Origin of the sequence: Kitasatospora sp. NPDC058046 (assembly GCF_042885595.1) — a bacterium.
GTDB lineage: Bacteria > Actinomycetota > Actinomycetes > Streptomycetales > Streptomycetaceae > Kitasatospora.
The window spans coordinates 109422-133800 of record NZ_JBHVRS010000027.1 but is presented as its reverse complement, the minus strand read 5'-3'; the positions used below and the strand labels follow the sequence as shown (position 1 = coordinate 133800).

The 24379-nt window shown below is 71.1% G+C and carries 22 protein-coding genes; 3 read left to right on the top strand and 19 right to left on the bottom strand.

Annotated features, from left to right (window positions below; all coding sequences use genetic code 11):
* Nucleotides 1-363 precede the first annotated feature (363 nt).
* The 11 genes from ACFVU7_RS38240 to ACFVU7_RS38190 all read right to left on the bottom strand — a co-directional run bounded on the left by ACFVU7_RS38240 (nt 364) and on the right by ACFVU7_RS38190 (nt 12435).
* Complete coding sequence (locus tag ACFVU7_RS38240) at nt 364-1143, bottom strand: nucleoside phosphorylase (protein ID WP_388050478.1); 780 nt, start codon at nt 1141-1143, stop codon at nt 364-366.
* Entirely contained in the window at nt 1140-2933 is a 1794-nt protein-coding gene (locus tag ACFVU7_RS38235) for a B12-binding domain-containing radical SAM protein (protein WP_388050475.1), read from the bottom strand. Before ACFVU7_RS38235 ends, ACFVU7_RS38240 begins: the two co-directional genes overlap by 4 nt.
* 46 nt (nt 2934-2979) lie before the next feature.
* The gene (locus tag ACFVU7_RS38230) at nt 2980-4179 is read right to left on the bottom strand and encodes a DegT/DnrJ/EryC1/StrS family aminotransferase (RefSeq protein ID WP_388050472.1); all 1200 of its coding nucleotides are present in this window, start codon (nt 4177-4179) and stop codon (nt 2980-2982) included.
* 86 nt (nt 4180-4265) lie between these two features.
* A complete protein-coding gene (locus tag ACFVU7_RS38225; RefSeq protein ID WP_117490132.1) occupies nt 4266-4733 on the bottom strand; it encodes an RpiB/LacA/LacB family sugar-phosphate isomerase in 468 nt (155 codons plus the stop codon).
* A gap of 215 nt (nt 4734-4948) precedes the next feature.
* Nucleotides 4949-6112 (bottom strand): DegT/DnrJ/EryC1/StrS family aminotransferase, encoded by a 1164-nt coding sequence (locus tag ACFVU7_RS38220; RefSeq protein ID WP_388050469.1) that lies wholly within the window; start codon nt 6110-6112, stop codon nt 4949-4951.
* On the bottom strand, nt 6109-7167 hold the full coding sequence (locus ACFVU7_RS38215; RefSeq protein ID WP_388050467.1) for an NAD-dependent epimerase/dehydratase family protein: 1059 nt from the start codon (nt 7165-7167) through the stop codon (nt 6109-6111). Before ACFVU7_RS38215 ends, ACFVU7_RS38220 begins: the two co-directional genes overlap by 4 nt.
* Before the next feature lie 41 nt (nt 7168-7208).
* On the bottom strand, nt 7209-8549 hold the full coding sequence (locus ACFVU7_RS38210) for a hypothetical protein (protein ID WP_388050464.1): 1341 nt from the start codon (nt 8547-8549) through the stop codon (nt 7209-7211).
* Entirely contained in the window at nt 8546-9295 is a 750-nt protein-coding gene (locus ACFVU7_RS38205; protein ID WP_388050461.1) for a hypothetical protein, read from the bottom strand. The genes ACFVU7_RS38210 and ACFVU7_RS38205 overlap by 4 nt, the downstream gene beginning before the upstream one ends.
* Before the next feature lie 19 nt (nt 9296-9314).
* Nucleotides 9315-10319, bottom strand: coding sequence for a Gfo/Idh/MocA family protein (locus ACFVU7_RS38200; RefSeq protein WP_388050458.1), 1005 nt, complete (start codon nt 10317-10319; stop codon nt 9315-9317).
* An 83-nt stretch (nt 10320-10402) separates the two neighbouring features.
* A complete protein-coding gene (locus ACFVU7_RS38195) occupies nt 10403-11482 on the bottom strand; it encodes an NAD-dependent epimerase/dehydratase family protein (RefSeq protein WP_388050455.1) in 1080 nt (359 codons plus the stop codon).
* Between the two features lie 35 nt (nt 11483-11517).
* Nucleotides 11518-12435 carry a class I SAM-dependent methyltransferase gene (locus ACFVU7_RS38190; protein ID WP_388050452.1) on the bottom strand — a complete coding sequence of 306 codons (918 nt, stop codon included), beginning with the start codon at nt 12433-12435 and terminating at the stop codon, nt 11518-11520.
* 244 nt (nt 12436-12679) lie between these two features.
* Between ACFVU7_RS38190 and ACFVU7_RS38185 the strand changes: the two genes are divergently transcribed.
* Nucleotides 12680-14017, top strand: coding sequence for a tol-pal system YbgF family protein (locus ACFVU7_RS38185; RefSeq protein ID WP_388050449.1), 1338 nt, complete (start codon nt 12680-12682; stop codon nt 14015-14017).
* Between the two features lie 62 nt (nt 14018-14079).
* Here ACFVU7_RS38185 and ACFVU7_RS38180 read toward each other — a convergent pair whose 3' ends face one another.
* From ACFVU7_RS38180 to ACFVU7_RS38145, 8 genes are all read right to left on the bottom strand, one after another.
* Entirely contained in the window at nt 14080-14967 is an 888-nt protein-coding gene (locus tag ACFVU7_RS38180; protein WP_388050446.1) for a glycosyltransferase family 2 protein, read from the bottom strand.
* Between the two features lie 603 nt (nt 14968-15570).
* The gene (locus tag ACFVU7_RS38175) at nt 15571-16572 is read right to left on the bottom strand and encodes an NAD(P)H-dependent glycerol-3-phosphate dehydrogenase (protein WP_388050443.1); all 1002 of its coding nucleotides are present in this window, start codon (nt 16570-16572) and stop codon (nt 15571-15573) included.
* Between the two features lie 298 nt (nt 16573-16870).
* Nucleotides 16871-17752 (bottom strand): phosphotransferase family protein, encoded by an 882-nt coding sequence (locus tag ACFVU7_RS38170; protein WP_388050440.1) that lies wholly within the window; start codon nt 17750-17752, stop codon nt 16871-16873.
* A gap of 62 nt (nt 17753-17814) precedes the next feature.
* Entirely contained in the window at nt 17815-19029 is a 1215-nt protein-coding gene (locus tag ACFVU7_RS38165; protein ID WP_388050437.1) for an RNA-guided endonuclease InsQ/TnpB family protein, read from the bottom strand.
* Between the two features lie 254 nt (nt 19030-19283).
* On the bottom strand, nt 19284-19481 hold the full coding sequence (locus tag ACFVU7_RS38160; protein WP_388050434.1) for a DUF397 domain-containing protein: 198 nt from the start codon (nt 19479-19481) through the stop codon (nt 19284-19286).
* Between the two features lie 90 nt (nt 19482-19571).
* On the bottom strand, nt 19572-20468 hold the full coding sequence (locus ACFVU7_RS38155; RefSeq protein ID WP_388050431.1) for a DUF1932 domain-containing protein: 897 nt from the start codon (nt 20466-20468) through the stop codon (nt 19572-19574).
* Between the two features lie 184 nt (nt 20469-20652).
* A complete protein-coding gene (locus ACFVU7_RS38150) occupies nt 20653-20907 on the bottom strand; it encodes a DUF397 domain-containing protein (RefSeq protein WP_388050429.1) in 255 nt (84 codons plus the stop codon).
* The gene (locus ACFVU7_RS38145) at nt 20904-21755 is read right to left on the bottom strand and encodes a helix-turn-helix transcriptional regulator (RefSeq protein ID WP_388050427.1); all 852 of its coding nucleotides are present in this window, start codon (nt 21753-21755) and stop codon (nt 20904-20906) included. Before ACFVU7_RS38145 ends, ACFVU7_RS38150 begins: the two co-directional genes overlap by 4 nt.
* 310 nt (nt 21756-22065) lie before the next feature.
* On the opposite strand from ACFVU7_RS38145, the gene ACFVU7_RS38140 reads away from it, so the two are divergent.
* Nucleotides 22066-23010: a hypothetical protein gene (locus tag ACFVU7_RS38140; protein ID WP_388050424.1), complete on the top strand. Its 945-nt coding sequence runs from the start codon at nt 22066-22068 to the stop codon at nt 23008-23010.
* Between the two features lie 16 nt (nt 23011-23026).
* Nucleotides 23027-24379 carry a hypothetical protein gene (locus ACFVU7_RS38135; RefSeq protein WP_388050422.1) on the top strand — a complete coding sequence of 451 codons (1353 nt, stop codon included), beginning with the start codon at nt 23027-23029 and terminating at the stop codon, nt 24377-24379.

The following is a 24379-nucleotide window of genomic DNA, read 5'->3' as shown; positions in this document are numbered from 1 at the left end:
CGCTACCGAGCCGGCGTCATCCTCGCATCACTGATCTTGTGGCTGCGGGCCGAGGAGCAATGACCCCGCCAAGATCAATTACGAGACACGGCCTAGGGGGTGCGCCTTCTCCCGGTTGTCCCACAGCACCTCACCGATCGTCGGCGCATCAGGCAGAAGGGGGATCGTCCATGTCCGGGCCCCGGGAGCAGCGGCCTGCGGTCAGGAGGCTGTCGAGCGGGCCGGAGCAGATCGCTCCGGCCCCATGGCGGTTTGGCCGAGTAGCATTCCGCCGCGACGAACTGCCTCGGGAAGGGCGTCTTCAGCCTCGGGACATCCGCGAAGGTGCGCGGCCGGTGGACACCTCGGAGCGCAGCCCGGACATCAATCGGTCAACGTCGCCATGGCAGCGCCCAGGGCGCTTCTCAGGCCGCTGGTGGTGTCTGGGTGGTCAGCGCGCGGCGTGCGGTGGGCCAGGGAATCGGCGATGACCAGGCCGACCGAGACGGCGACGTTCCGGTACTGGGCGACCGCCAGCATGCCGGCGGCTTCCATGTCGGCGGCGAGTACTCCCTGGGCGGCGTAGGCGCGGACTTCTTCGGCTGTCTCGTGGTAGAGGGCGTCACTGGTCCATGCCGCGCCGCACTGCACTGGGCATCCTGCTGCGTCGAGGTTCGACCAGAAGGAGTCGCTGAGCTGGGCCGACGCCTCGACGGTGCGGCCTGGGGGGAGGTAGTGGTGGGAGGTGCCCTCGTCGCGGTACGCCTGCCGGACAACGACGACCGTCCCCGGCGGCAGGTCCGGTTGGAGGGTGGCCGCGGTGCCGACGGTGATGATGCGGCGGACGCCGAGGGCGACCAGTTGTTCGAGCAGGAGGGCCGCTGCGGGTGCGCCGCGGCCGAACCCGGAGCAGAGGACGACCTGGTCGTCGGTGAGGTGGAGGGTGCCGGACGTCCACCGCCCCAGGTCGTGCAGGCGGTGGACGGTGCGGGCGTGCTCCAGCAGGGAGTGCGGGTAGACCAGGACGGCGCCGGCTGCGGTGGAGAGGTCGGCGCCCGGGTAGCGGGTGCGGACGTAGGCGACGTGGTCGGCCGGGTCGGTGATGGAGGGCCAGGCGAACTTGCCGGGGTGGCCCGGGAAGGGCAGCACGGCGGGCTCGGTCACTGCCAGCCCGGCCGGTTGTTGAGGGCCTTGATGAGGGTCTGCTCCGTCGTGGGGTCGACGTCGTTGAAGACGTGCCAGGGCAGCACCGGGTCGTCCATGTGCCGCAGGTGTCGCGCGAAGTCGAGGCCGTGGGCCGCCAGGGTGTTGACCAGGACGTCCCTGGGCAGGTCGGTGGGGTCCATCCCGTTGTCGTAGAGGTCCTCCAGGACGTGCCCGATCCGGCGGTCGCCCCGCAGGCAGATGGCCTCCAGGTACAGGCGGCTCTTCTCGCCGAACTGCACGCGGTAGTGCTGGTCGAAGTCGTTCTGGCCGACCAGGTCGCGCAGCCTGGCCGCGATCTCGTCACCGTACCGGTCGAGGGCTTCGGGGTCGGTCATGCGCAGGCGCTGGCCGGGCGTCCCGGGCTTGGGCATGAATCCGTGGAGCTTGACGATCACGGCTGCGTCGGGCCGGTCGAGGAGTTCCCGGATCTCCTTGGCGCGGTCGGCGATGGCGAGGCGGTCCTCGGGGCGCTCGCCGGGCGCGCCGACGATGAAGTAGAGCATGACCGTGTTGATGACGGTGTTGCGGCACTGCTCGATGGTCTTGTTGACGCGTTCCGGGCGCATGGTCTTGTAGTAGATGTCGAGGAGTTCCGGGGAGGCGAACTCGGGGGCGATCGTGATGATGCCGCGGGCCTGGGTGAGGTTCAGCTCGGTGAACAGGTGGCCGAAGTTCCCGAGGTCGTTGATGTCGCGCAGGTAGTCGGAGGTCATCTCGTCGGCGCGGACGGAGCCGATGATGGTGGTGACCTTGACGCCGTGTTCGGCGGCCCGGTCGGAGTAGGCCCGGATCCGGTTGAGGAGTTCTTCGCGCCTCCGGTACTGGGTGAAGGTCGGGGCGCTGATGATGATGCGTTCGACGCCGAGTTCCTCGACGCGGTCGAGGTAGGCCGTGAGGATCTCGATCGGGACCTCGCGGAACGGCGGCACGCCGAGGGTGCAGAAGTGGCAGCTGTGCTTGCAGCCGAGCACCGGGATCAGACCGGCGGCGGTGCCGTCGGTGATCGGGTAGGTGAAGTGCGCGTCGTGCAGGTCCCGCAGTTCGAGGAACTGGGTGTCGACCGTGGCCGGCACGGTGGGGGCCTTGGGCCGAACCGCCAGGACACCGCCGCCGGGGGCGAAGTCGTACTCGTAGAGCGCGGGTACGTACAGGCCGGGGATCCGGGAGATCTGCACGAGTGCGTCGTTCTCCGGGGTCCGCGGATTCACGTGGAGGGTGCGAAGGAGTTCGGCGAACGAGACCTCGGCCTCGCCCATGGCCACGACGTCGAGGTAGTCGGCGAGGACCTCCGGGTTGGCCAAGCCCGCGTTGCCGCCGACGACCAGCGGGTGGATGCCGGGGACCCGGTCGGCGCTGCGCCGGGGGATTCCGGCGAGGTCGAGCAGGCGCAGGACGCTGTGGAGGTCACCGGAGTTGGTGACGGAGACGCCGACGATGTCGGCCTGGTGGACCGGCGCGGCGGATTCGATGGTGCGGTAGGGCTCGCCGTCGGGGGTGGTGAGGCGGTTCCCGTCGCGGACGAGGTTGTCGTACTGGAGGGCGCGTTCGGCGTACGCGGGGATGCCGGCGGTGCGGTTGACGAGGTCGTACAGGCTCATCGGACCGTTGCACATCAGCGAGTAGGCGTGGCCGTAGGGGATGAGGAAGACCACGCGCAGGGCGCCGTTGGGGCGGTCGGTCGGGTAGGGGCCGACGATGGGGATCTCGCTGGCTCGGATGGCGGCGGTTTCTGCGGCGAGTACGGACATGGATGGCTCCTTCGGTGAGAGCGGGTGGTCGGAAGGGGGGCGGTGTTCAGCCGTCGATCACGTTGGCGACGTGCGCGGTGGCGTCGCGGATCGCCTGGCAGATCACGCTCTCCTCGTCCGGGCTGATCAGCGGGTGCAGGACGGGGCACAGCAGTCGCGCGGCGAGCTGCTCGGCGCGCGGGCACCGCTGCCCGGCGGTGTGGCCGCTGACGTACTGGTGGCCGTCGTAGGTGAGCGGGTCGTTGATGAGGCTGCCGACGCCGTGGTCGGCGGCCAGGGTCTCCATGAGCAGGTCGCGGCCGCGGCCGGCCCACTGGGCGGGGACGAGGAGGTTGTAGCGGTAGTAGAGGTGCCGACGGTCGTGGACGGTAGGCGGCAGCGTGAGGTGCGGGGTGCCGGCCAGCAGGGCGGTGCGCCGGTGGGCACGGGCTATGCGGGCGCCGTTCATCTCGTCCAGGCGCTCCAACTGGACGAGGCCGACGGCGGCCTGGGCTTTGGTCAGCATCTGGTTCGTACCCCACTGGTCTCGCCCGCCGTAGGTGCGCAGCCGGTGCAGGCGTTCGGCGAGGTCGAGGTCGTCGGTGGTGACCATGCCGCCCTGGCCGAGGGTGGTCATCAGCTTCTTCGACTCGAAGCTGAACATCGTCGCCCAGCCCTCGCTGCCCACCGGCGCGCCGGAGGGGGAGGTACCGCCGCAGGCCCGGGCGGCGTCGACGATGACGCGGGCCGGCCCGTGGACGGGGTGGGGGTGGCGGGCGGCGGCGGCCAGGAAGGGACGGACGTCGGCGACGTGCCCGTTCCAGTGGGTGAGCAAGATGGCGCGGGTGCGCGCGGTGATGCGCTGCTCCGTGTCGGCCGGGTCGAGGTTCAGGGAGAGGGGGTCGGGTTCGGCGAGGACGAGGGTGCCGCCCTGGTGGATGGCTGGCAGGTGCGTGCCGACGAAGTTGAGGGCGCAGGAGATGACCTCGTCGCCCGGCTGGAGGTCGAGGGCGTGCAGCACCATCTCCAGGGCGGTGCCGCCGCTGTTGAAGGAGATGGCGGCGGCGGTGCCGGAGCGGTGGGCGAAGGCGGCCTCGAAGTTGGCGACCTGGGGGCCTTTCCAGCCGGTACGCCAGGACGCGGAGTCGGTCACCACCTCCTGGATCGCGGCGTGTTCGGCGGCGGTGTACCAGCCGCCCTGCAGGGGCTCAATGGGCCAGCGCAGACCGGTGGTGGTGCGGGGCGCGGTGCGGGCGTCGGTGGGCATGGGCATCGCTCCAGGAGGGCCGGTGCGCGGGTACGGGGCGCCCGGCCGGGTCGCGGGCATGGACGGGGTACGAAGCTGGGGCAGTGTCAGGTGCGCTGTTCGAAGGCGGTGATGGCGGCGATGCGCGCCGTGGCCTTGCCGCCGGGGTCGAAGCGCAGGGCGAGCCACTGGCGGACCAGGCCAGCCGCGGTGTCGGCACCAATGAGCGCCTGGCCGAGGCACAAGATCTGTGCGTTGTTGAACAGGACGGCGTGTTCGATGCTGTACGGGTCGTGGGCGGTGACGGCCCGCACGCCGCGCACCTTGTTGGCGGCGATGGCCATGCCGAGGCCGGTGTGGCAGATGAGCAGCGCGCGGTCGGCGGCGCCGGTGGCGACGAGCTGGCCGGCGGCGAGGGCGACGTCCGGGTAGGGGCGGTGGTGCCCGGCGGCGCCGCTGGGGATGTCGATGATCTCGGCGACGAGGGTGTTCGCGGAGAGTTCGGCGCGCAGGGCGGTCCGGTGGCTGCTGCCGGCCCGGTCCGATCCGAGCGCGATGCGGAGGTCTCCTGACACGGCGCGGCCTCCCGTGGGCGGTGGGGCGGTGGGTGTCCGCAGGAAGCGCGGCGGGTCCACGATCCCCGGTGCGGCGGGGGCGCGGGAAGGGGCGGAGGCGCTGCCCTCCTGGTGCTCTGGGGAGCAGCGCCAGAGCACCGGGGTGGTGGCTTCCTACCGGGGCCCGGGTGCGCTAGGCCGGCGGCCGGGCCCCGGCGGGTTGCGGACGGGGGTGCTCAGGTCCACTGGGTGCGGACGGCGCTGATCACGCGGTCGACGTCGTGGTCGGTCATGGCCGGGTTGCAGGGCAGGGACAGCTGCCGGGCGGCGGCGCGTTCGGTGACCGGCAGCGAGTGGCGGGCGGTGTCGCGGTAGACCTGACGGGTGTGGACGGGCCGGAAGTGGATGCTTGTGGCGATCTGGTGCTCGGTCTGGAGGCGTTCGGCGAGGCAGGTGCGGTCCAGGGGCGCGGCGGCGGGGTCCACGAGGACGGGGTAGAGGAACCAGCCGTGCTGGACGCCGGGCAGGACGGCGGGTGTGGTGAGGCCCGGCAGGTCGGCGAGGGCGGTGGTGTAGGAGGCGGCGATCTCGGCGCGGCGGGCGGTGAACGCGGCAAGTTTGCGGTGCTGGGAGAGGCCCAGGGCGGCGTTCAGGTCCGACATCACGTACTTGAGGCCGGGCACGGTGACGTCGTAGTCGGCGGTGTTGCCCTTGCCGTGGCGCTTCCAGGCGGAGGAGTCGATGCCGTGCCGGCCCAGCAGGCGGGCCTTGGCGACCAGGTCGGCGCGGCCGACCAGCATGCCGCCTTCGCCGCTGGTGAGGACCTTGTTGGCGTAGAAGGAGAACACGGCGAGGTCGCCGACGGACCCGGCGCGCAGGCCGTCGCGCCAGGCCAGCAGGGCGTGGGCGGCGTCCTCGACGAGCAGGAGTCCGTGCTCGTCGGCGAGGCGGCGCAGCGCCCGCAGGTCGCAGGGGTGGCCGCCGTAGTGCATGGCGACGATGGCCTTGGTGCGCGGGGTGATCGCGGCGCGGGTCGCGTCCGGGTCGATGTTGAGGGTGGTGGGCTCGACATCGACGAACACCGGTCGGGCGCCGGTGTTCAGCATGGCGTTGGGGGCGGCGCAGAAGGTGAGGCTGGGGGTGATGACCTCGTCGCCGGGCCCGATGCCGGCGGCGAGGAGGGCCAGGTGCAGCGCGGCGGTGCACGAGGAGACGGCGAAGGCGTCGGCGACGCCGACGCCGAGGTCCTCACGGACGGCCTGCTCGAAGGCGCTGGCGTTGGGGCCGTGGGTGAGCCACCCGGAGCGGAGGGTGGCGACGACGCTGGCGATGTCGTCCTCGCCGATCAGGGGCCGGTTCCAGGGCAGTGGCGCGAGCACGGGGGCGGTGGCGGCGGTCACTTGGCGCTCCAGTCGGCGGCGGTGTACTCGGTGTGCAGGCGCAGGCAGTCGGCGGTTGCGGCGACGGCGAGGCGCCCGGTGCTGCGGGCGGCGAGCAGGCCGCAGTGGTTGTCGTACTCGGGGGCGTCCACGTCCCCGAGGCGGCCGGAGGCGACCGCGGCGGCGATCTCGGCGACGCCGTCGGCGAGGGTGCGTCGGCACGCGCCGGGCAGCAGGGCCTCCAGGAGGGCGAAGCTCGTGCGGTAGTCGCGGGCGTCCGCCTCGTCCCGTTCCGGCCCGTAGTCGATGCCCGAGCCGGCCACCGTCGCCGCCACGGTGTGGGCGATCTCGCCGATGGTGTAGTTCTCCGCGTCGGCGCCGACGTTCAGCACCAGGTCCTGCGGGTTGGCGAGGACGGCGGCCAGGACGTCGGCGACGTCGCGGACGTGGACGAGGGGGCGGCGCTGGCGGCCGCCGTTGAGCGGGATGCGGCCGCTGGCGGCCGCCCGGGCGGTCATCTTGTTGGCGACGCTGTCCAGGCGCGGACGCGGGGAGAGGCCGTGGACTGTCGCCAGCCGCAGTACGGTCAGTGCCCCGGCGCCGGCGAATAGGCCGGCCAGGCGGCGTTCGGCGAGGACTTTGGTGCGGGCGTAGATGCCGAGCGGGTTGGGGGCGGTGTCCTCGTCTACGACGCCCTCGCGGCTGCCGTAGACGCTGCAGGAGGAGAAGAACACGTAGTGCGGGACGCCCATCGTGAGGGCGGCCTCGGCGGCCAGGACCGGCGAGGCGTAGTTGAGTTCGACGGCGAGCTGCTCGTCGCCCGCGCAGGCCGGCTCGCCGACCAGGCCGCCGAGGTGCACCACCGCGTCCGCGCCGTCGGCGGCGGTGCCCAGCGCCTTCGGGTCGCGCAGGTCGGCGCGGATGAAGTCGGCGCCGGAGGGCAGGAGGTCGGCCGGGTCGTCGCCGGGGCGGTAGATGAGACCGTCCACGACGGTGACGTGGTGGCCGAGGTCGGTGAGGCGGTGGGCGGCGACGGTGCCGATGTAGCCGGCGCCGCCGAGCAGCGTGATGCGCATGGGTGGTGGTCCTTGTCTCGTGTCGGAGTGCGGGGCGGGGGTCAGTGGGCGGGCTGGAGCGCGGGCCGGCCTTCGGCGGGCTGGGCGAAGGAGGCTTTGCCGAGGGCGGTGCCGTGCAGATCGGCCAGACGGGGGTGGAGGGCGGCGTCGATCCGCTCCCGGGGGTGGAGCAGGCCGCGCTCGCAGGCCTCGGCGGTCCAAAGGGTGACGGGGGCGGGGGTGGCGAGGTTGACGCCGATCTCGCCCTTGGGCAGGAACCCGTTGTACGGGGCGGTGATGCGGCGGCTGTTCCAGTAGGCGTAGGCGCCGTGGGCCTTGGCCTGCTCGATGAGGGGGAACAGCTGCGGGTAGCGGGGGTGGGTCCGCAACTCGCGGAACAGGTGCTGCCCCAGCAGCCGGGGGGCGATGGCGGTGAGCTCATCGAAGTGGGCGCCGTGGAAGGTGGTGGTGCGCACGTCCCGGGCGGCGTCCAGGGCGGTGGCGGCGAACAGGTGGGACAGACGGCGGCGCACGTACACGGGGGCCAGCTCGGCGAGCGCGGGTTCGATGCGGCCGAGCAAGTCGGTGAGCCGCCGGTGGCCGGGCCGGAACAGGGCGAGGTCGAAGAGCCGGTCCATGGTGGGAACGGCGGCGAACGCCAGGCGCTTGTAGAGGTAGTTGTTCATCTCGCCCCGGGCCGCGCAGGCCCGGGTCTCGGGCGAGGCGGAGTGGAGCATCAGGTACTCGGACACCACCTCGAAGTAGAGGTAGCCGAGGAAGGGGACGGCGGTGATGGCGTGGGAGAGGCGGTCGAGGAACTGCGCCGGGTCAGTGGCGGTGCCGCCGGCGTTGGCGAGCATCAGGTCGAGGAAGGCGGCGCTGTCCTGCACGCGCCGTACGACGGCGGCCCGCAGCCGCTCGTCCTCGGCGCCGGTCAGGGCGTGCCGGTGCTCGCGGTAGGTGTCCAGGTGGATGCCGCCCAGGCGCAGGTAGTCGATGCCGACGGGCGGCGCGGCGGCGGGCGGGGTGATCTCGATGACGACCACGTCGCGGTGGCCCTTGGTCTCCATGAGGTAGGAGCCGAGGTTGTGGGGCCGTAGCCCGGCGGGGGTGGGGGTGAGGGGCGCGCAGTACAGGGCGCCGACCAGGCAGCCGGCGGCGCCGAGGACCTGCCCACTGGAGCGGATGGCGTCCAGGGCGGCGGTGGTATGCATCAGGTACAGGGGGCCGCCGCCGGAGAGGGTGGCGAGCATGGCGTTGCCGCAGCCCATCAGCGCGCCGTTGGGGGTCTCGTGGTGCAGGTAGTGGAGCCAGTGGGCCTCGGTGGCGGCCAGCCCGGCGGGGGCGGGGCGCTGCCTGGGGGCAGTGTGGTCGGTGTGGGCGTACTCCCATTCGGGGTTCACTGCTGCTCCCGGGTCGGGCGGGCGAGGTCGAGGGCGTGGCGCAGGGCTTCGTGGTGGGTGGCTCCGTCGAGGCGGGCGTGTTCGCTGTCCAGTACGAGCCGGAAGGCGAGGGCGTGCAGTGCCTCGGGCAGCGGGGTGCGTACGAGGGCGGGGTCGGGCCACCAGCGCAGGGCGGGTAGGCGGTAGCGGTCGAGGGCGTCCGCGGCGGCGAGGAGGTCGGCCGCCTGCCGTGCTCGGGGATCAGCACACCGGCGGTGGGGCGGTGCGGCATGGGCCGGGAGGTCGTGCAGGGCGATGGCCGTGGTGGCCGCGTCGAGAAGCGGGGCGGTGAGGTCGGGCAGGCCGAAGAGGGCGGTGACGACGTGGTGCTGCCGGTGGAGCCAGCGAGCGGCGCGCTCGCCGTGGCCCGCGTCGGTGCGGTCGTTGTGCCGTCGGCAGTCGTGGACGGCGGCTGCCACCGTGAGGGCCAGGGTGTGGCCGGCGTCGAGGTGGTGCCGGGTGGCGAGAACGGCGGCGAGGACGCTGACGCGGGCGTTGTGCCGCACGCCGTGGAGGGTGTCGGCCAGCGCCGCTTCGGCGAACCAGTCCTCGGCGGGCACCAGGGCGGTGGTGCCGGGCGGGAGGGCGGCGGCCGGGCCGGAGGCGACGGGCGGCCGGTGGGCGGCGATCCACTCCAGGGTGGCCCGGTCCATCACCTGGTGGTCCGGCAGGCACCGGGCGTCGGCGAGTTCGTGAAGCGCGGGCATCGACAGCTCCTCCCCGGGCTCAGGCGGCGGCGAGCCGGTGGGCGGCGACCGGCGTCGAGCGGCCTGTCGCAGCGGCGGCGAGGACTGCCTCGGCAGCGGCGACCGCAGCGGCGCCGTCGCCCAGGGGGACGAGCCCGCCGACGTCGTGGCCGAGCAGGGCGTCGCGCAGCAGCTCGTGCTGGACGGTGAACGGGGCCGGGCGCTCGGCCACGGGCAGGACGACCGCCGGTCCGCTGCCCACCCCGCGGAAGGCCCCGGTCTCGTCGGCGGGGGCGCTGTTGGCGTGCAGGGTGAGGGTGCCGGCGACGGCGTCGGCGGTCAGCAGGCCCGCTTCGGTGCGCGCCTGCACGGTGCGGGCCTTGCGCGGGCTGATCCAGTCGGCGTGGACGTTCAGCAGCACGCCGCCCAGGCGCGCGGTGGCGGTGACGAGGTCCTCGTGCGGGCCGGCGATGCGCACGGTGTCGGCGGTGACGGACTCGATCGGCGCGCGGGCGAGCCAGGCGCCCAGGTCGAGGTCGTGCACGGCCAGGTCGAGGGTCACCCCGACGTCGCGGATCCGGCCGGAGTACGGCCCCTGTCGGCGGGCGTCGATGTGCCACAGCGCGCCGAGCTCCCCGGAGTGCAGCAGGCGGGCGAGCTCCGCCACGGGGGCGGTGTGCCGTTCGGTGTGCCCGACCGCGGCGAGGACACCGGCCTTGCGGAAGGCGTCCTCGATGCGACGGGCGGCGGCCGTGGTGGACGCGAGGGGTTTCTCGATCAGCGCCGGGACGCCGACGGCGGCGAGCTGCAGCGCGAGGCCCTCGTGGGCGGCGGTCGGCGCGGCGACGACGCAGTAGTCGAGGTCCGACACCAGCAGGTCCCGCAGGTGGGGGACGGTGCGGTACCCCGGAAACTGGGCGCGGCGGCGGGGGTCCGGGTCGGCCAGGGCGACGACGTCGACGCCGTCCAGCGCGTCCAGGGTGCGGGCGTGGACGGAGCCGGCCCAGCCGAGGCCGACGACCGCGGCCCTCAGCTTCCTTGCCATGGTGGTCCCTTCCAGGAGGTAGGAGGTGTGGGGCGGGTGAGCTCGGGCCCGCCGTGGGGCGGGCCCGACCGGGGACGGCGGGGTCAGGAACGGGCGGGAGCCGTACCCGACCAGGCGGCCAGGCGGCTGGCGGAGGTCTCGGCTCGCATCCACTCGGGCACGGCCTGGGGGGTGGCGGTGACCCACTCGACGTAGCGGGCGATGCCGTCGGCGACGGTCACCGCAGGCGCCCACTCCAGCGCGGTGTGCATGAGCGCGGTGTCGGCCCGACCGCCCAGGGGGTCACCGGCGGCGGGCGGCGCGACGCGGATCCGGGTGCCGGGAAAGTGCGCAACCACCTGGTCGGCGACGTCGCGCACCGACGTCTGCATACCCGTGCCCAGGTTGAGTGTCTGTCCGGCCGCGCCCGGGGCGGTCAGCGACCGCACGATCGCCTCAGCGGCGTCGTCGCGGAACAGGAAGTCGCGCACCTGCACACCGCCGCCGTTGAGCAGCAGCTCCTGCCCCAGCGCCGCGTACATCGCGAACTGCGCGACCACCCAGGACGCGGCCCCCGGCTTGGGCACCTGGCCGGGCCCGTAGACGGAGAACGGGCGCAGCACGGTGACGTCCCGGCCGGCGGCCGTCAGGAGCTGGCGGGTGTGCTGCTCGGCCCAGGACTTGGCGCTGGCGTACGGGTTGAGGGGCTGGTGGGGCTGGTTCTCGGTGAACAGGCGCGGGCGGGTCGCGTCGGAGTCCGGGCCGCCGTGGCCGTAGACCTGGGCGGTGGACAGCAGTACGAGGCGGCGCACACCGGGGGTGTCGGCGACGGCGCGCACCACGGTGTCGGTCCCGGCCATGTTGGAGCGGAACGCGCTCTTCGGGTCGGCGAGGCAGCCCTGGACGGTGGAGTGCGCGGCGGCGTGGACGACGAAGTCGGCGTCGCCGACGAGGTGGCGTACGAGGGTCTCGTCGCCGAGGTCGCCGAAGACCAGGTCCGGGTCGCTGCGGCCGGTTCCCAGGAGCGTGTAGACGGTGGGGTCGTAGGCGGACAGGTCGTCGAGCAGGACGGGACGGGCTCCGGCGCGCAGCAGGGTGTCGCGTACGGCGGTGCCGATGAAGCCGGCGCCGCCGGTGACCAGGACGCGCGCGCCCGTCAGCGGGCTGGATGCGGGGTGGGCCATGTGGCCCTCCTTCGGGGGTCGGGGTGTTCGGGTGGTCAGGAGCAGATGAGGGTGCCGGAGAACTTGGTGACGGCGAAGTAGCCGCGTTCGGCGATGACTTGCCGTACGGTGCCCGCGACGTGCGCCTCCAGGGCGTCGAGCAGGGCGGGCGGCGCAGCGGCAGGGCCGGCGGAGGCGGAGCAGTGGTAGGAGGCGCGGTAGAAGTCCATGAAGGGGGCGAGGCTCGCGAATTGGAGCTGGTCCTGCCACTCCAAGACGCTGATCCGGTCGAAGTGCGGGGCGAGGAAGCGGCGGCCGTTAACGAGGGAGATTCGGGCCTTGGGTGAGGCCGTGGCCAGGTGGTCGGGGCCGCCCACCGCGCGCAGCGCCCGCAGGTGGACGTCGTACATCTCGACCATGGAGTCCGGCTGGTCGGTGGTGAGGAGGAACCGGCCTCCGGGCCGCAGTACGCGCCTGGCCCCGGCGAAGAGTGTGGTGAGGTCGGTGACGTAGTGCGCGGTGTACACGCACATCACCCGGTCGAAGTCGTTGTCCGTGAACGCCTGGAGGCTGTCGGCGCTGCCCTCGACCCAGTCGCAGGGGGTCGCCACGCCGGCCATCCGCCTGCGCGCCGCCTCCAACATGGCCGGTGAGACGTCGAGACCGGTGATGTGGCCGGCCGCCAGGTGCGGGCGCAGCCGCTCCAGTACGAACCCGTTGCCGCAGCCCAGGTCGAGAAGCTCTTCGGTCCCGCGCAGGGCGAGCGCCTCCAGGAGATGGTCGTGCAGTGCCTTCGGGTTGGTGCGGAAGCGGTCGTGGACGCGCTGCTTGACCTCCAGGGCCTCGGCGTCGGTGAAGTAGGCGGAGCGAGCGTCCTCGACCGTCACGACGGCGTGCTTGGCGGGGATCACCCGCCGGGCCAGCCGGGACAGGCCTGGCGTGCGGAAGTCCTGCGCTCCGGTGACGGTCGTCAACGCTCGCTCCCATCGGGTGGAATCGCCCGTGCGGCCCCGGTACAGAGGACGCCGGGCCTGCCGTAGGCGGCGGGGCTTGGGACATCAGCGTTGCGGCCGACAGCAGGTGAGGGGAAGGGACGTACCCGGTGCCGTGCCGGTGCGGTCGTGAGCACCGCGAGAGCACCGCCGGATTACCTGTCGGCGCCCGAACCGCTGCAGTAGCGTCAGCCGGATCGACCGCCACGTTGAGGGAGGGAAACGGTTGGCCGAGGAACCTGGTGATCACCCGCTCGCCCGGGCACGGGCCGTTCGCAAGCTGGAGCGATCCGACCTGGCAAGGGAACTGCGCGAGAACAGCACCAAGTTCGGCACACCTCTGGGAACGGGCCGGGACGGCGTCCTACGCTGGGAGAGCGGCCGTACTCCCGACGACCCCACGCAGCTGGTGATGGCGCACTTGTTCGGCATCGACAGCAACCTGATCGGCTCCTACCCGTGGCCGCGGTGGCTGGAGTTCGATCCGCTCCAGCAGCCCGACGACTACCCGTGGACCGGCCCCGGCGCTCTGGGGGCCCTCAGAGATGCGATCGGAAGTGGCATGAAGCGGCGGACCTTCTTCATCGGCTCCTCGATGCTGACCACGACTCTGCTGTCCTGGCTCACTGCGGACCCCCTCGAAGCCGCGCAGTTCACGAGTGGCCGGCGGCTCAGCGAGGGTGCCGTCACCTCAATCGAACGCTGCGTCAGGGAGCTGCGCCTGACCGACGACGAGGACGGCGGGGGCACCCTGATCCGCGACACGACAGCGACCTTGGCAGCGGTGGTGGACCTCCTGTCGAACCGCAGCCACTCGCTCGCCCACGAAAGCCGCCTGTACGCGGCCGGCGCCGATCTCGTCCGTATCCGGGCCTGGGCGGTGTTCGATGTCGCCGGGCGCTGCGACGACCTGACGTTCAAGGCCGCGCTGCAGGCCGCGCACGCAGCCGGAGACTCTGCGCTCGGAGCCCACATCCTCACGTTCTGGTCCGCCGCCGCCTACAACTGCGGACGTGCCGCCGATGCCGAGGCCATGGCCTCGGCCGCGTTGGCCGCTGTCCGCGGAAAGGCCGCACCGCGGGTGGAGGCGCTGGTCCTCGCACGCCGGGCACGTGCCCGCTCACACCTTGAGGACAGCGGCTGCTGGAGCGACCTCGAAGCCGCCCGGGACCTGCTGGAGGCCGCCGAACGCAACCCGGACGACGAACCGGACTGGGCGTACTGGTTCGACGCATCCGAGTACGAAGGCTGCCTGGCTTCCACCCAACTGGCCATGGGCCACGCGGACCAGGCCGAGGAGACCTTCGCCCGGCAGGCACGCGCGTTCAGCGGCACCGCAGTGCGAACCCAGGCGATCTACCTCGTCCGGATGGCTGACGCACAGCTGCAGCAGAACCACCTCGAGCAAGCGTGCGCCACCGCGAACCAGGCCGTCGACCTCACCGCTGGCATCAGCTCCCACCGCGCCGTCGAACCCCTCAAGGCGCTGGGCGCCAGCATGGCTACCCACAACAGTGCACCCGAGGTCAGGGAGTTGCGGGAACGCATCGCCGCCCTCGTCTGACGGCCCGCGCCGTCCGGCCCAACGAGATCTCGGCCCCCGGTGCTCCCGGGCCGGACGGCACGTCAGATGATCGGCGGCCGTCCGGCCCGGGTCAGCCGCCACACCGTGCGCCAGCTCATCGGGCGCCGCTCACCGTGCCCGCCCCGCAGCCCCTCCGCGAGGCCCTTGAACCACACCCCGAGCTGCCCCGTCGACCGGAAGCGGTAGACGCAGATCAGCGTCCACGCCGCGAGGTACACCGGCACGAGCGGCGCCGGCAGACGCCGGTAGGCCACCCACACCCGATTGCGCGCGACCATGCGGTAGAACGGGCCGTGCCTGGCCGGGTTCGTCGCCGGGTGGTGCACCTCGACGCCTGCCGCGTACCAGCCGGTCTTCCCGAGGTCCCACAGCCGCCACGACAAGTCGATGCCCTCGTGGAACAAAAAAAAGTGCCCGGGCCAACCACCGACGGCCTCGAAATCCGTGCGACGGATCAACACGATGCCCTCCGCCATCACCGTCACCACGCCCGGGCGCCGGGCGTCGGAGGACTTCAACCGCGGCACCCACCGTCCCAGCGTCTCCCCCGTGGCGGGATCCGCGATCCGGGGCTGGACGTACGCCACATCGGGATGCCGGTCGAACTCGGCCACCAGTCGCGCGACGGTGTCGGTCTCCGGCAGGATCGCGTCGTTGTCGAAGAACAGCAGGAACTCCCCGGCGCCCGGGCCGGCCAGCGCCCGCGCCCCGACGTTGCGCCCCTCGGGAATCCCGGTGTTCTCCGGCAGGGCCACGGAGAGAACCCCGGTCGGAACGTAGTCCGGCTCGACGCCGTTGCCCACGATCACCGTCCGCAGGCTGACCCCCTTCTGGGCGAGCACCGACGCCATCGCGTCACGGAACTCGACGTGCCGGTCGTTCATCGTGAGAACGACGACATCGACAGCCCAGCCCGTGCCCTCGCCCATGAAGTTCCGCCTCCACAACCGGTCTTATCCGTACAAGCTCACCCTAGTGCCACCACGGAGTCCCGCTGCACGTGCCGATCCCGGCCGTCCCAGCGCAGGGCACACCCACCAGGCCCAACTCGCTCCCGGCACGACGCTCGGTGGCCAGTAGGTGCTCGGGAAGGTGCATCCAGGCCAGAGGGCGGTCGGGGACCCAGGGAGGAGCTCCACGCGGCGTTCCCGGGCTGAGGCCGTGTACGAGTCGTCACGTCCGTGGTCGCGACTGCACTCATGCAGCGATCGACACGCTGTGCCGACGGGCTGAAGCCCTGGCGCTCCCGATGCTCGGGCACGTCGACCCGTACGACGACACCTGGTTCAACAGGTCACAGATGCGGCTGCTCGTCCCCGAACTCGATGACCTGCTTGACGGCGCGCCTCCCGCCGAAGCCGAGGCAGCGGCTGAGCTGCTCGTCCTCTCGGAGCAGCTTCGGCAGAAGCCTCACCGCTACCTCGTTTTCGTTGGCGACTGAAGACCACTTCTGAAACCAGCCGCAGTGGGTTCCCGATTCTCGGAACCAGCGCGCGGCGGGCTGGTCCCGCCGGCCGTCGGCGACACCACGTTCACATGCGCTCGGCCCCGGGGGTGCGGGTCATGAGCAGGCGGACGGCCTGGTCGGTGGTCACCTGCCCGTTGAGGATGGCCACCACGAGTTCGGTGATTGGCATCTCGACGTCGTGGCGGCGGGCGAGGTCAAGGACTGAGTAGGCCGACTTGGCGCCTTCGGCGGTCTGGCCGGTGGCGGAGGAGGCCTGCTCGACGGTCAGACCTCGTGCGAGGTGCGCCCCGAAGGTGCGGTTGCGGGAGAGCGGGGAGAGGCAGGTGGCGGTGAGGTCGCCGAGGCCGGCGAGTCCCGCGACAGTGGCGGGGTCGGCACCGAGTGCGGTGCCCAGGCGGGCGGTTTCGGCGAGGCCGCGGGTCATGAGGGTGGCCTTCGCGTTGTCGCCGAGGCCGAGGCCGGTGGCCAGGCCGATGGCGAGCGCGATGATGTTCTTCACCGCGCCGCCGAGTTCGCAGCCGATGACGTCGGTGTGGGTGTAGGGGCGGAAGTAGGGAGTGTGGCAGGCGGCCTGGAGGTGGAGGGCCGCGTCGTGGTCGGTGCACGCGACGACGCCTGCGGCGGGTTGGCGGGCGGCGATCTCCCGGGCGAGGTTCGGGCCAGACAGGACGGCGATGCTGGCGGGATCGATGTCGGTGCTGTCGGCGATCACCTCGCTCATCCGCAGGCCGGTGCCGAGTTCGATGCCCTTCATCAGGCTGACGACCAAGGTGTCCGGCTCGATCAGCGGTGCCCAGGCGGCGAGGTTGGTTCGCAGGGTCTGCGAGGGGATGGACAGCATGGCAATGTCGGCGTCGGCCAGGGCGGTGGCGGCTTCGGTCGTTGCCTTCACCCCGGCAGGCAGGCGGGTGCCCGGCAGGTAGTCGGGGTTCTCGCCCCGGGCGTTGATGCGGTCGGCGATCTCTGGCCGGCGTGCGTGCAGGACGACATCGCATCCCGCGTCGGCAAGGACCAGCGCGAAAGCGGTCCCCCACGATCCGGCCGACAGGACGGCGACCTGTGTCATCCTCTACCTCCGTGCGCTGGGGCAGCGGGCCCGTACCGGGCCCGGCTGTCGGTGGCAGCCTACTGGCGTCCCGAGGACCGCTGTTCTGGTCCGCGGCGTAGGGTCAGCGCGACGGCACGGCGCCCGGCCAGGGCGAGGATCACCCGGATGGCCTCGCCTCGCAGGTTGTCCATCCGGCGAAGCTCGCTGGTCTGCTCTGTCGGGGCTGAGTGTGCGTCGGCCGGTGGCGGGCAGACCTACCTGGGCAGCACTCGCTGCATCCCCTGATAGCGAGTCAGTCAGGAACTGGCCACGCGATCTACATGATCCCCGTCCAAAGCCACGGGCGGGGCCCTCGGCGGCCGCGGAGGCAGTCCACGCGTAGTTGGGCCTCGTTCCTCCATCTCGGGTTGGTCGCCGCGTGCTGCGCCGCGTAGGCCGTGATGCGCAGTTCACGGGTTGTCGAGAGCAGTGGGTAGCCGTCCCAGGCGGTTACGTCGTAACCGTAGGACTGGCTGAACTGCTGGTAGTCACGGATCTCGACAGCACCGGTGGTAAAGGTGCGGACGGCGGTGGAGACGAGATCCCATTCCCGGGGACCGATGGCGACCCGTTCAAGGTCCATGACCAGCGGTCCCTGCGGAGTGCGGACGATGTTTCCAGGCCACGCGTCTCCATGGACGATGCAGGCAGGGTAGCGACTGGTGACGCCATCCGCCCATTGGTTCTCAAGGTCGTCGTGGAGGTCAAGCAGCCATACAGCGTCTTGCGGGGGCAGTGTTGTCGCAGCCTCGAGCCTGGCGCGGACGCGGACGAGCGGATCGAGTTGGGGAAGCATGAACGCCGGTTGCGCGATGGCGTGCAGTTTCCGGAGAACACCCGCCAGGTCCTCGACCGTGCCGTGCTCGTGAACGGGGACCTCGTGCCAGAACGTCACGGGCCGCCTGTTCACCACGACCGGCTGCGTGGCATCGAGGGGCACGACCGTCAAGATCCCCTGTGTCGTGAGCCAACGGGCAATGAGCACGGCCCGTGCCTCGGCGTCGATCTGGCTGGGTTGCCCGATCCTGGCGATGAGATCCGGTGGGATCCACCAGTGCTCATTCTCAGCAAGGCGGCGGGCCACTGCGTGGTCACCTGTGAGTCCCACGGTCGTACAGGCGTCCTGCAAGATGGCACGCGATTCGGCGTCATGGCTCATCCCTGGACCGTAGCGAGCACTTGACTTCCTCCCCTCCTGAAGGAGGGGGATTCCCCTCAGCCTCACGGCTGAGCCGCTGCGCGCGTGCGCGGCGGTGGGACGACTTCCTGCTTCACCGACGACCGCCCGCCCGGAGTGCTCCGTTGAGGTCTTACACCGTCTCCACAGGCTGCTGCCGCCAGCCCGGCGGCCAGGATGTTCTTCGCCGCGTTCACGTCCCGGTCGTGGGTCGTCCCGCAGCCGCACGTCCACTCGCGGACGTTCAGGGGCATCTTGTTGCGGATGGTGCCGCAGGCCGAGCACAGCTTGGAGCTGGGGAACCACCGGTCGACGGTGATCAGCTCGCGGCCGTACCACTGGGCCTTGTACTCCAGCATGGACCGCATCTCGCTCCAGCTCGCGTCCGAGATGGCTCGGGACAGCTTCCGGTTCTTGAGCATGTTGCGGACCGTCAGGTCCTCGATCACGACCGTTTGGTTCTCACGGACGAGTCGGGTGGTGAGCTTGTGCAGGACATCGCGGCGCCGGTCGGCGATCCGCGCATGGACACGCGCGACCTTGATCCGAGCCTTGTCCCGGTTCGCGCTGCCCTTGGCCTTGCGGGACAGTTCCCGCTGGGCCCTGGCCAGACGCTCGCGATCGGCGCGTTCGTGTTTCGGGTTGGTGATCTTCTCCCCCGTGGAGAGCGTCACCAGGCTGGTGATCCCGGCGTCGATCCCGACTGCGGCATTCACCGGGGCGGTCATGGTCGGCCGGTCGTCGCACAGCATCGAGACGAACCAGCGTCCCGCACTGTCCTGCGACACGGTCACCGTGGACGGGACCGCACCCTCCGGGAGCGGCCTCGACCACACGACGTCCAGCGGCTCCGCCATCTTCGCCAGCGTGAGCCGACCGTCCCGGTAGCGGAACGCGGAACTGGTGTACTCGGCAGACTTCCGCGACTTCTTCCGGGACTTGAACGTCGGGTACTTCGCCCGCTTGAGCCAGAAGTTGGCGAACGCCCCTTGCAGGTGCCGCAGAGCCTGCTGCAACGGGACGGAGGAGACCGCGGACAGGTAGGACAGTTCCTCGGTCTTCTTCCACGCCGTCAGCATCGCGGAGGTGGCGTTGTAGTTGATCCGCTCCTGACGCAGCGTCCATGCCTCGGTGCGGGCCGCCAGCGCCATGTTGTAGACCTTGCGCACGCATCCGAACGTACGCGACAGCTCGGCTGCCTGCGCATCGGTCGGATAGAAGCGGTACTTGAACGCCCGCTTCACATGGTTCGCGGTCATGCTCACAACCTAGCATGACAACTTGTAAAGACCACCTGCGGGGCAGAGCACTGCGGTCCGCCTGACGGCGAAACGCAGCCCGTTGCCCTGCTCCGCAGGAGATCCATTTCCTCCCCCGGCTGAAGCCGGGGGTATCCATGGAGGCATCCGATGACGACGGAGGTCCACCGCCCCTGGGGCTGCCGAGGCACGGCCAGCGTAGAGAGCCAGTTCACGGAGGTCGGCCATGGCACGGTGGGACGTGAGGCCTCCGCTCAGGGCGGACGGCCTGATGTCCCTGGGCCACTCCGTCTTCGGCGTCCCCAGCCGCGAGCATCAGGGAGACCAGCGGATGCCTGTGGCGTGACCGCGAGCACAGGGCCATGCGGATCCTTCGGGTCACGGATGTACACCAGGTGGTCGAGCGCGGAGACCTCCACGCGGTACCCGCCGCCACTGTGGCTGAACTTCACCCAGTTCAGTCCAGCGTCCGGGCTGGGTGTGTCACACCTCGGTGCTGGCGGTTCAAGATGAGCGCCAATCAGTCATTTGTACCGGTCGCGTCATTTCTTGCGTACCTGGTGCATTTGAGCGGAGGGTCCCGGCGCCATGCCCGCCCGGCCTGTACTGTCGTGCAGAGCATCGAACACCTCGTTCAGCGGAGGCTGACCGGTGTCCTTCAGGGGAGTCCAGCGCAGTAGGGTGTCCGCCGCTGCTAGGGCGAGCGAATCGGGTAGGTTCGTCTCTCGCAGAGTCCGGGCGATCTCTTCGAGTTCAGGTGCCCAACGCCAGCCGCGGGGCGCCACGGTGCGCAAGTACTCGCGGTCGAGAAGGATGTCGGAAGGCATCGACGCGGCTTCGGTCAGGAGCTCGTCGGCGACTCCGTGGTCGGCGGCCAAGGCATGTGCGACGGCGGCCAGGAGTCGGGCGGGTTTCTGGTAGGCGGCGAAGGCCATCTTCAGCGCGGACGCGCCGCCGACCTCCTTGTCCAGGACGTGCGCCATGACGCGGGTTCCGGAGAACAGGCCAGCGACGGTGTTGGTAAACGGGTGGTCGCCAGCTAGGTAGAGCCGGGCACTCGTGTCGCCACCCGGCGGCGGCCCGATGATGCAACCGTCGACCAACCGGGCCCCGGTCTTCTCAAGGATCGCGCCGACTGCTGTGACCGTGTCCGGGCTCACGGCGTTCGCCTCGACGTACACCCCTCCGAAGCCGGTGATGGCGACCTCGGCTGCCAGATCTTTGGCCGCTGCAGGCGGGCAGATTGCCATCACGATGTCGCTGCCTGCGAGCGCGACGGCCAACGAGCTGGCCGGCCGTAGACCGGCCTCGGTTGCGCGCTCCACCGTGGCGTTGCTCCGCCCCTTGGCCACCCATAGCACCTCGTGGCCGGCGAGGCGGAGCTGGCGGGCAACTGCCGCGCCCATCTGTCCGGGGTGAAGGACGGTAACCGTGCTCATTCCATGTCTCCTGCGGGCAAAGCGGGTGGGCGGGGTGTAGCAGCCGGGGTAGGACGGGTCAATCACCACAGGCCGGCCCGTCAGTGGGCGCTCGTCCCGCTTCGGTCCCAGCCGGGGACCGAGGATGTGGTCGACGGTCGTGCGAGCGATCCCCGTTGCACGTGCTGGTCCGTTGGCCGCATGCCTACGGCCGGCGCCTGATGCCTGGGCTGTCGAATTCACCAGTGGCGGCGGCGGTGAGGAAGGCGGCGTATGCCTGTGACGTGACGCCGAGTACAGGACCTCGTGGGTCCTTCGAGTCCCGGATGTACCGCAGGTGGTCGACTGCGGCGACCTCGACGCAATTCCCTCCGCCGCCGCTGTGGCTCGACTTCACCCAGTCCAGCCCCTCGGCCGGGCTCTGGGCGTCAGGCCTCGGTGTCAGCGGTTCGAGATTCATGTGCGCTCCGTGATCAGTCGGGTGAGGTGGTCGAGAGTGGCGGGGACCGCGTGCGCGTGCGCGGCGATCGCGGCGAAGGCGGACTGGTAGCGCTTCACGGTGGCATCCTCGAGCCGGATGCTCCGGTCCATGAGCTCCACCCATACGCAGGGTCCACCGACCGGCGGGTCCATCAGGACGAACGGTGCGGTGAGACCAGGGTGGTAGGGGAGATCGGGTGGGAGTACGCGCAGGGTGATTCCGGGCTGCTGCGCGGCTTCGAGGAGCCGTTCGATCTGTCGGCGCGCGGCACCAGGGGCGAGGCCCGGGAGGTCCAGTACGGATGGCCCGAGCAGGATGTCCTGTTCCCCACTGAGCGTCTCGATCTGGCGGCGCATGCGCAGGTCCACGAGCTCGGTGACCTCGCGGCGGGTCAGGTCGGGTCGCATGCCCGTGATCACGGCGGTGGCACAATCCTCGGTCTGCAGGCGGCCGGGCGGCAGGTGAAGTTCCACGGAGCGGATCCGGCGGGCTTCCTGTTCGTCGGCGAGGTACTGGTCGAAGTCCTGGGGCAGGGTGAAGCCGCGGCGCCACCATGCGGGGCGCGCCTTGACGGCCGAGTCCGCCTCCCACAGCGCGGCCGCGGTCGCACGTGCGGAGGGATCGGCATCGTAGAGGTCGAGAAGCGCGCCGACGGTCGGGGGTTCGATCCTGCGGCTGCCCTTCTCATATCGGCTGAGGGTGCCCGGATCGATGCCGGTGGCCTCGGCGACCTGCCGCCCGGTCAGCCCGCGTCGACCGCGGAGGCGGCGCAGCAGGTCTCCGAGTTCCTTGCGGGCGGCCGAAGTGGTGGCCTGTCGGGTGGGCATGGCGGCAGTCTTCCCGGGTTCGCCCTACACGAGCAAGGGGTGGTGGAGCAATTTGCGCCATCAATTTGGTGAATCGCATTGCTACACGGCGCTCTGACGGACATTCTTGTTCTCGACGAAGCGTACCGGCGCGGTAGCCGTGTGTTGGTTCGACGGGCTCCGGGATCAGCTCACAGGGGGTGTCCTCGATGGTCTGGGACTGCTCGGCGATGCGACGTCAGTGGATGCTCCCGGACGTGGTCGGTGTTCCCGGCCCGGTGTTCCGGGGCCTGTCTGTCCACCGTGCACCACGGAAGGGTGGCGAGCTCGTATGACTCTGCTGCGCCGGCTCGTCGGGGCCGAGAGGTGGTCCTATGAGGCGCTCTGCCTCCACTTCGCAAGGGCCGCACGGGAGACGGCGGCAAAGAAGGCCAATCCGCGGATCGCCCACGTGGCAGTCTCGCAGCGGACCTACACCCGGTGGCTGGCCGGGGACCTGAAGGGACTGCCGTCGCGCGAGGCCTGCCTGGTTCTGGAGTACCTCTTCACAGAACACGTGACAACGGCCGAAGAGTTGTTCCAGGCGCCGGTCGACGAGCCGGTGAGCAGCGGCTGTCTTGAGCGGCCGGTCGGGCCGAACGTGCTTATCGGCGGGGTGTTGCCGCCCGCCGGAGTGGACCCGGCCCTGGTCCCGCACTGGCAGGGGATGCTGCAGGTCCTGTCCGCTGCGCACAACGCGCTGGGCTCCGCACAGATCCACCAGTCCGCTGTCCGGGAAATGCCGGTGATCCGGGGCTTTCGGGAGCGGGCGTCCGGCGGGCTCGCAGTGAGCCTGAGGTCGGTCGAGGCGCGGTGGGCGGAGTTCGCCAGTTGGACGGCCGACACCATGGGTGATCCGCAGCGGGCTGCCTTCTGGCTCGACCAGGCCTTGGTCCTGGCCCAGTATGCCGACGATCCGGCTCTCGCATCGTACGTGCTGATGCGGCAAGCGCAGGGGGCTGTCGAGCGTGGGGACGCGGCTGCGGCCTTGTCGCTGGCCGGGCGTGCGTGGCAGTCGGCCGGGGGCAGTGCCCACGACCGTGCGTTGTGCGCGGTTCGCCAGGCCGAGGCGTACGCGCTGGCCGGCGACGGCCGGGGGAGTCGGCGGGCAGCGGCCGAGGCGGTCCGGCTGGTGGGGCAGGCCGAACAAATCGGTGCGGCGGACGACGCGGGCGTGATCGACCTTGCGGGTCCTGACAGGCGAGGACACGACCGGACCGGCTGGAGAACCCGATGACTGACAGGAGCATGTGATGGGCGAACTGGTCCCCAGGTTCCGACTGCTTGTCCAGGAGCGGAAGTGGCAGAGGTTCGAGGTGTTCGACCTCCGCTTCAGCCAGGCCACCCGCACCGCAGCCGAAAAAGAGAACCGGCCGTCGCTGCGGACGGTCACAGTCAGCCGGAGGACCTTCAGCCGCTGGATGCTGGAAGGTGTGCGTACCGCTCCGACCATCGAGGTCGGCCTCGTCCTCAAGCACCTGTTCAACATGTCCGTCGAGAAGATCTTCGAAAACATCGACCCGGACGCCCACGGCCTCCCCCTGGAGGCCGTCCCCGCCGATCGGTTGGTTCCCGCCGAGCCCCCGGCCGTCGAGTTCGACGACCCGCAACAGGTGCGGGAGCAGGCCTGGCTGCTCACCGCCTCCAACACCGACCCCGCCGTCCTCGTGATGGCCGAAGCCACGATCACCGGCCTCGTGGACCGCTACGAGCGGCTGGGACCGCACCAACTGGTCGGCGAAGCCCGACTGCTGCGCAGCATGCTCCACACCCTGCTGGCCGGCCATCAACCGCCCCGGACCCAAACCGAGCTGTTCCGTCTCACGAGCCAGGTCTCCGGTCTCCTCGGCTACATGGCGACCAATGCGGGCCGGCCGACAGCGGCCCAGGCCTACAGCACGGAGGCGCTGGAACTCGCCCAGGAGGTTGGTGACCGTGCCCTGGAAATGTGGGCCCTGGGCACGCGATCCCTCGGCTACTACTACCAGGGACGATACGACCTTGCCGACGAGGCGGCCGCCGCCGGCATCGCCCTCGCTCCCGAGCACCCTCAGGCGATCCGCCTGCTGGCCAACGGCCGAGCCCGGGCCCTCGCCCGGGCCGGCGACCGCTGGCAGGCCCTCGACGCCATCAACCAGGCCCTTCAGCTCTCGGACCGTCACGACGTTCCTCCCGGGCTCACGGCCTGCATCTCCTTCGAGCCGTACTCTGCGGCCCGCACGCTGGCCAACGTGGTCACCGCCCACCTGTCCATCGGGAACACCGAACAGGTCCTCGACCGGGCCCGCGACCTCGAGCCGATGCTGGCCAGTTCCGACTCCGGGTGGAGCCGCGCCCTGGTCGGCCTCGACGTGGCCACCGCCCTACTCCAGCAGCAGCAGCCGGACGTCGAGACGGCCATGCATCTCGGGCAGCGGGCACTGGGGTCGGGCACCACCGCCCCGATCCGGTCCGTGTGGCTGCGCGGCATCGAACTCTACAAGCGCGCCGCCCGCTGGAAGGACGAACCCGTCGTCGGCGACTACGCTGAGCAACTGCGTGCCTGGCGTGCACACCCCACCGCCGGTACCGTCACCGGGAGCACCCGGACCCTGGGCGCTGCCTGA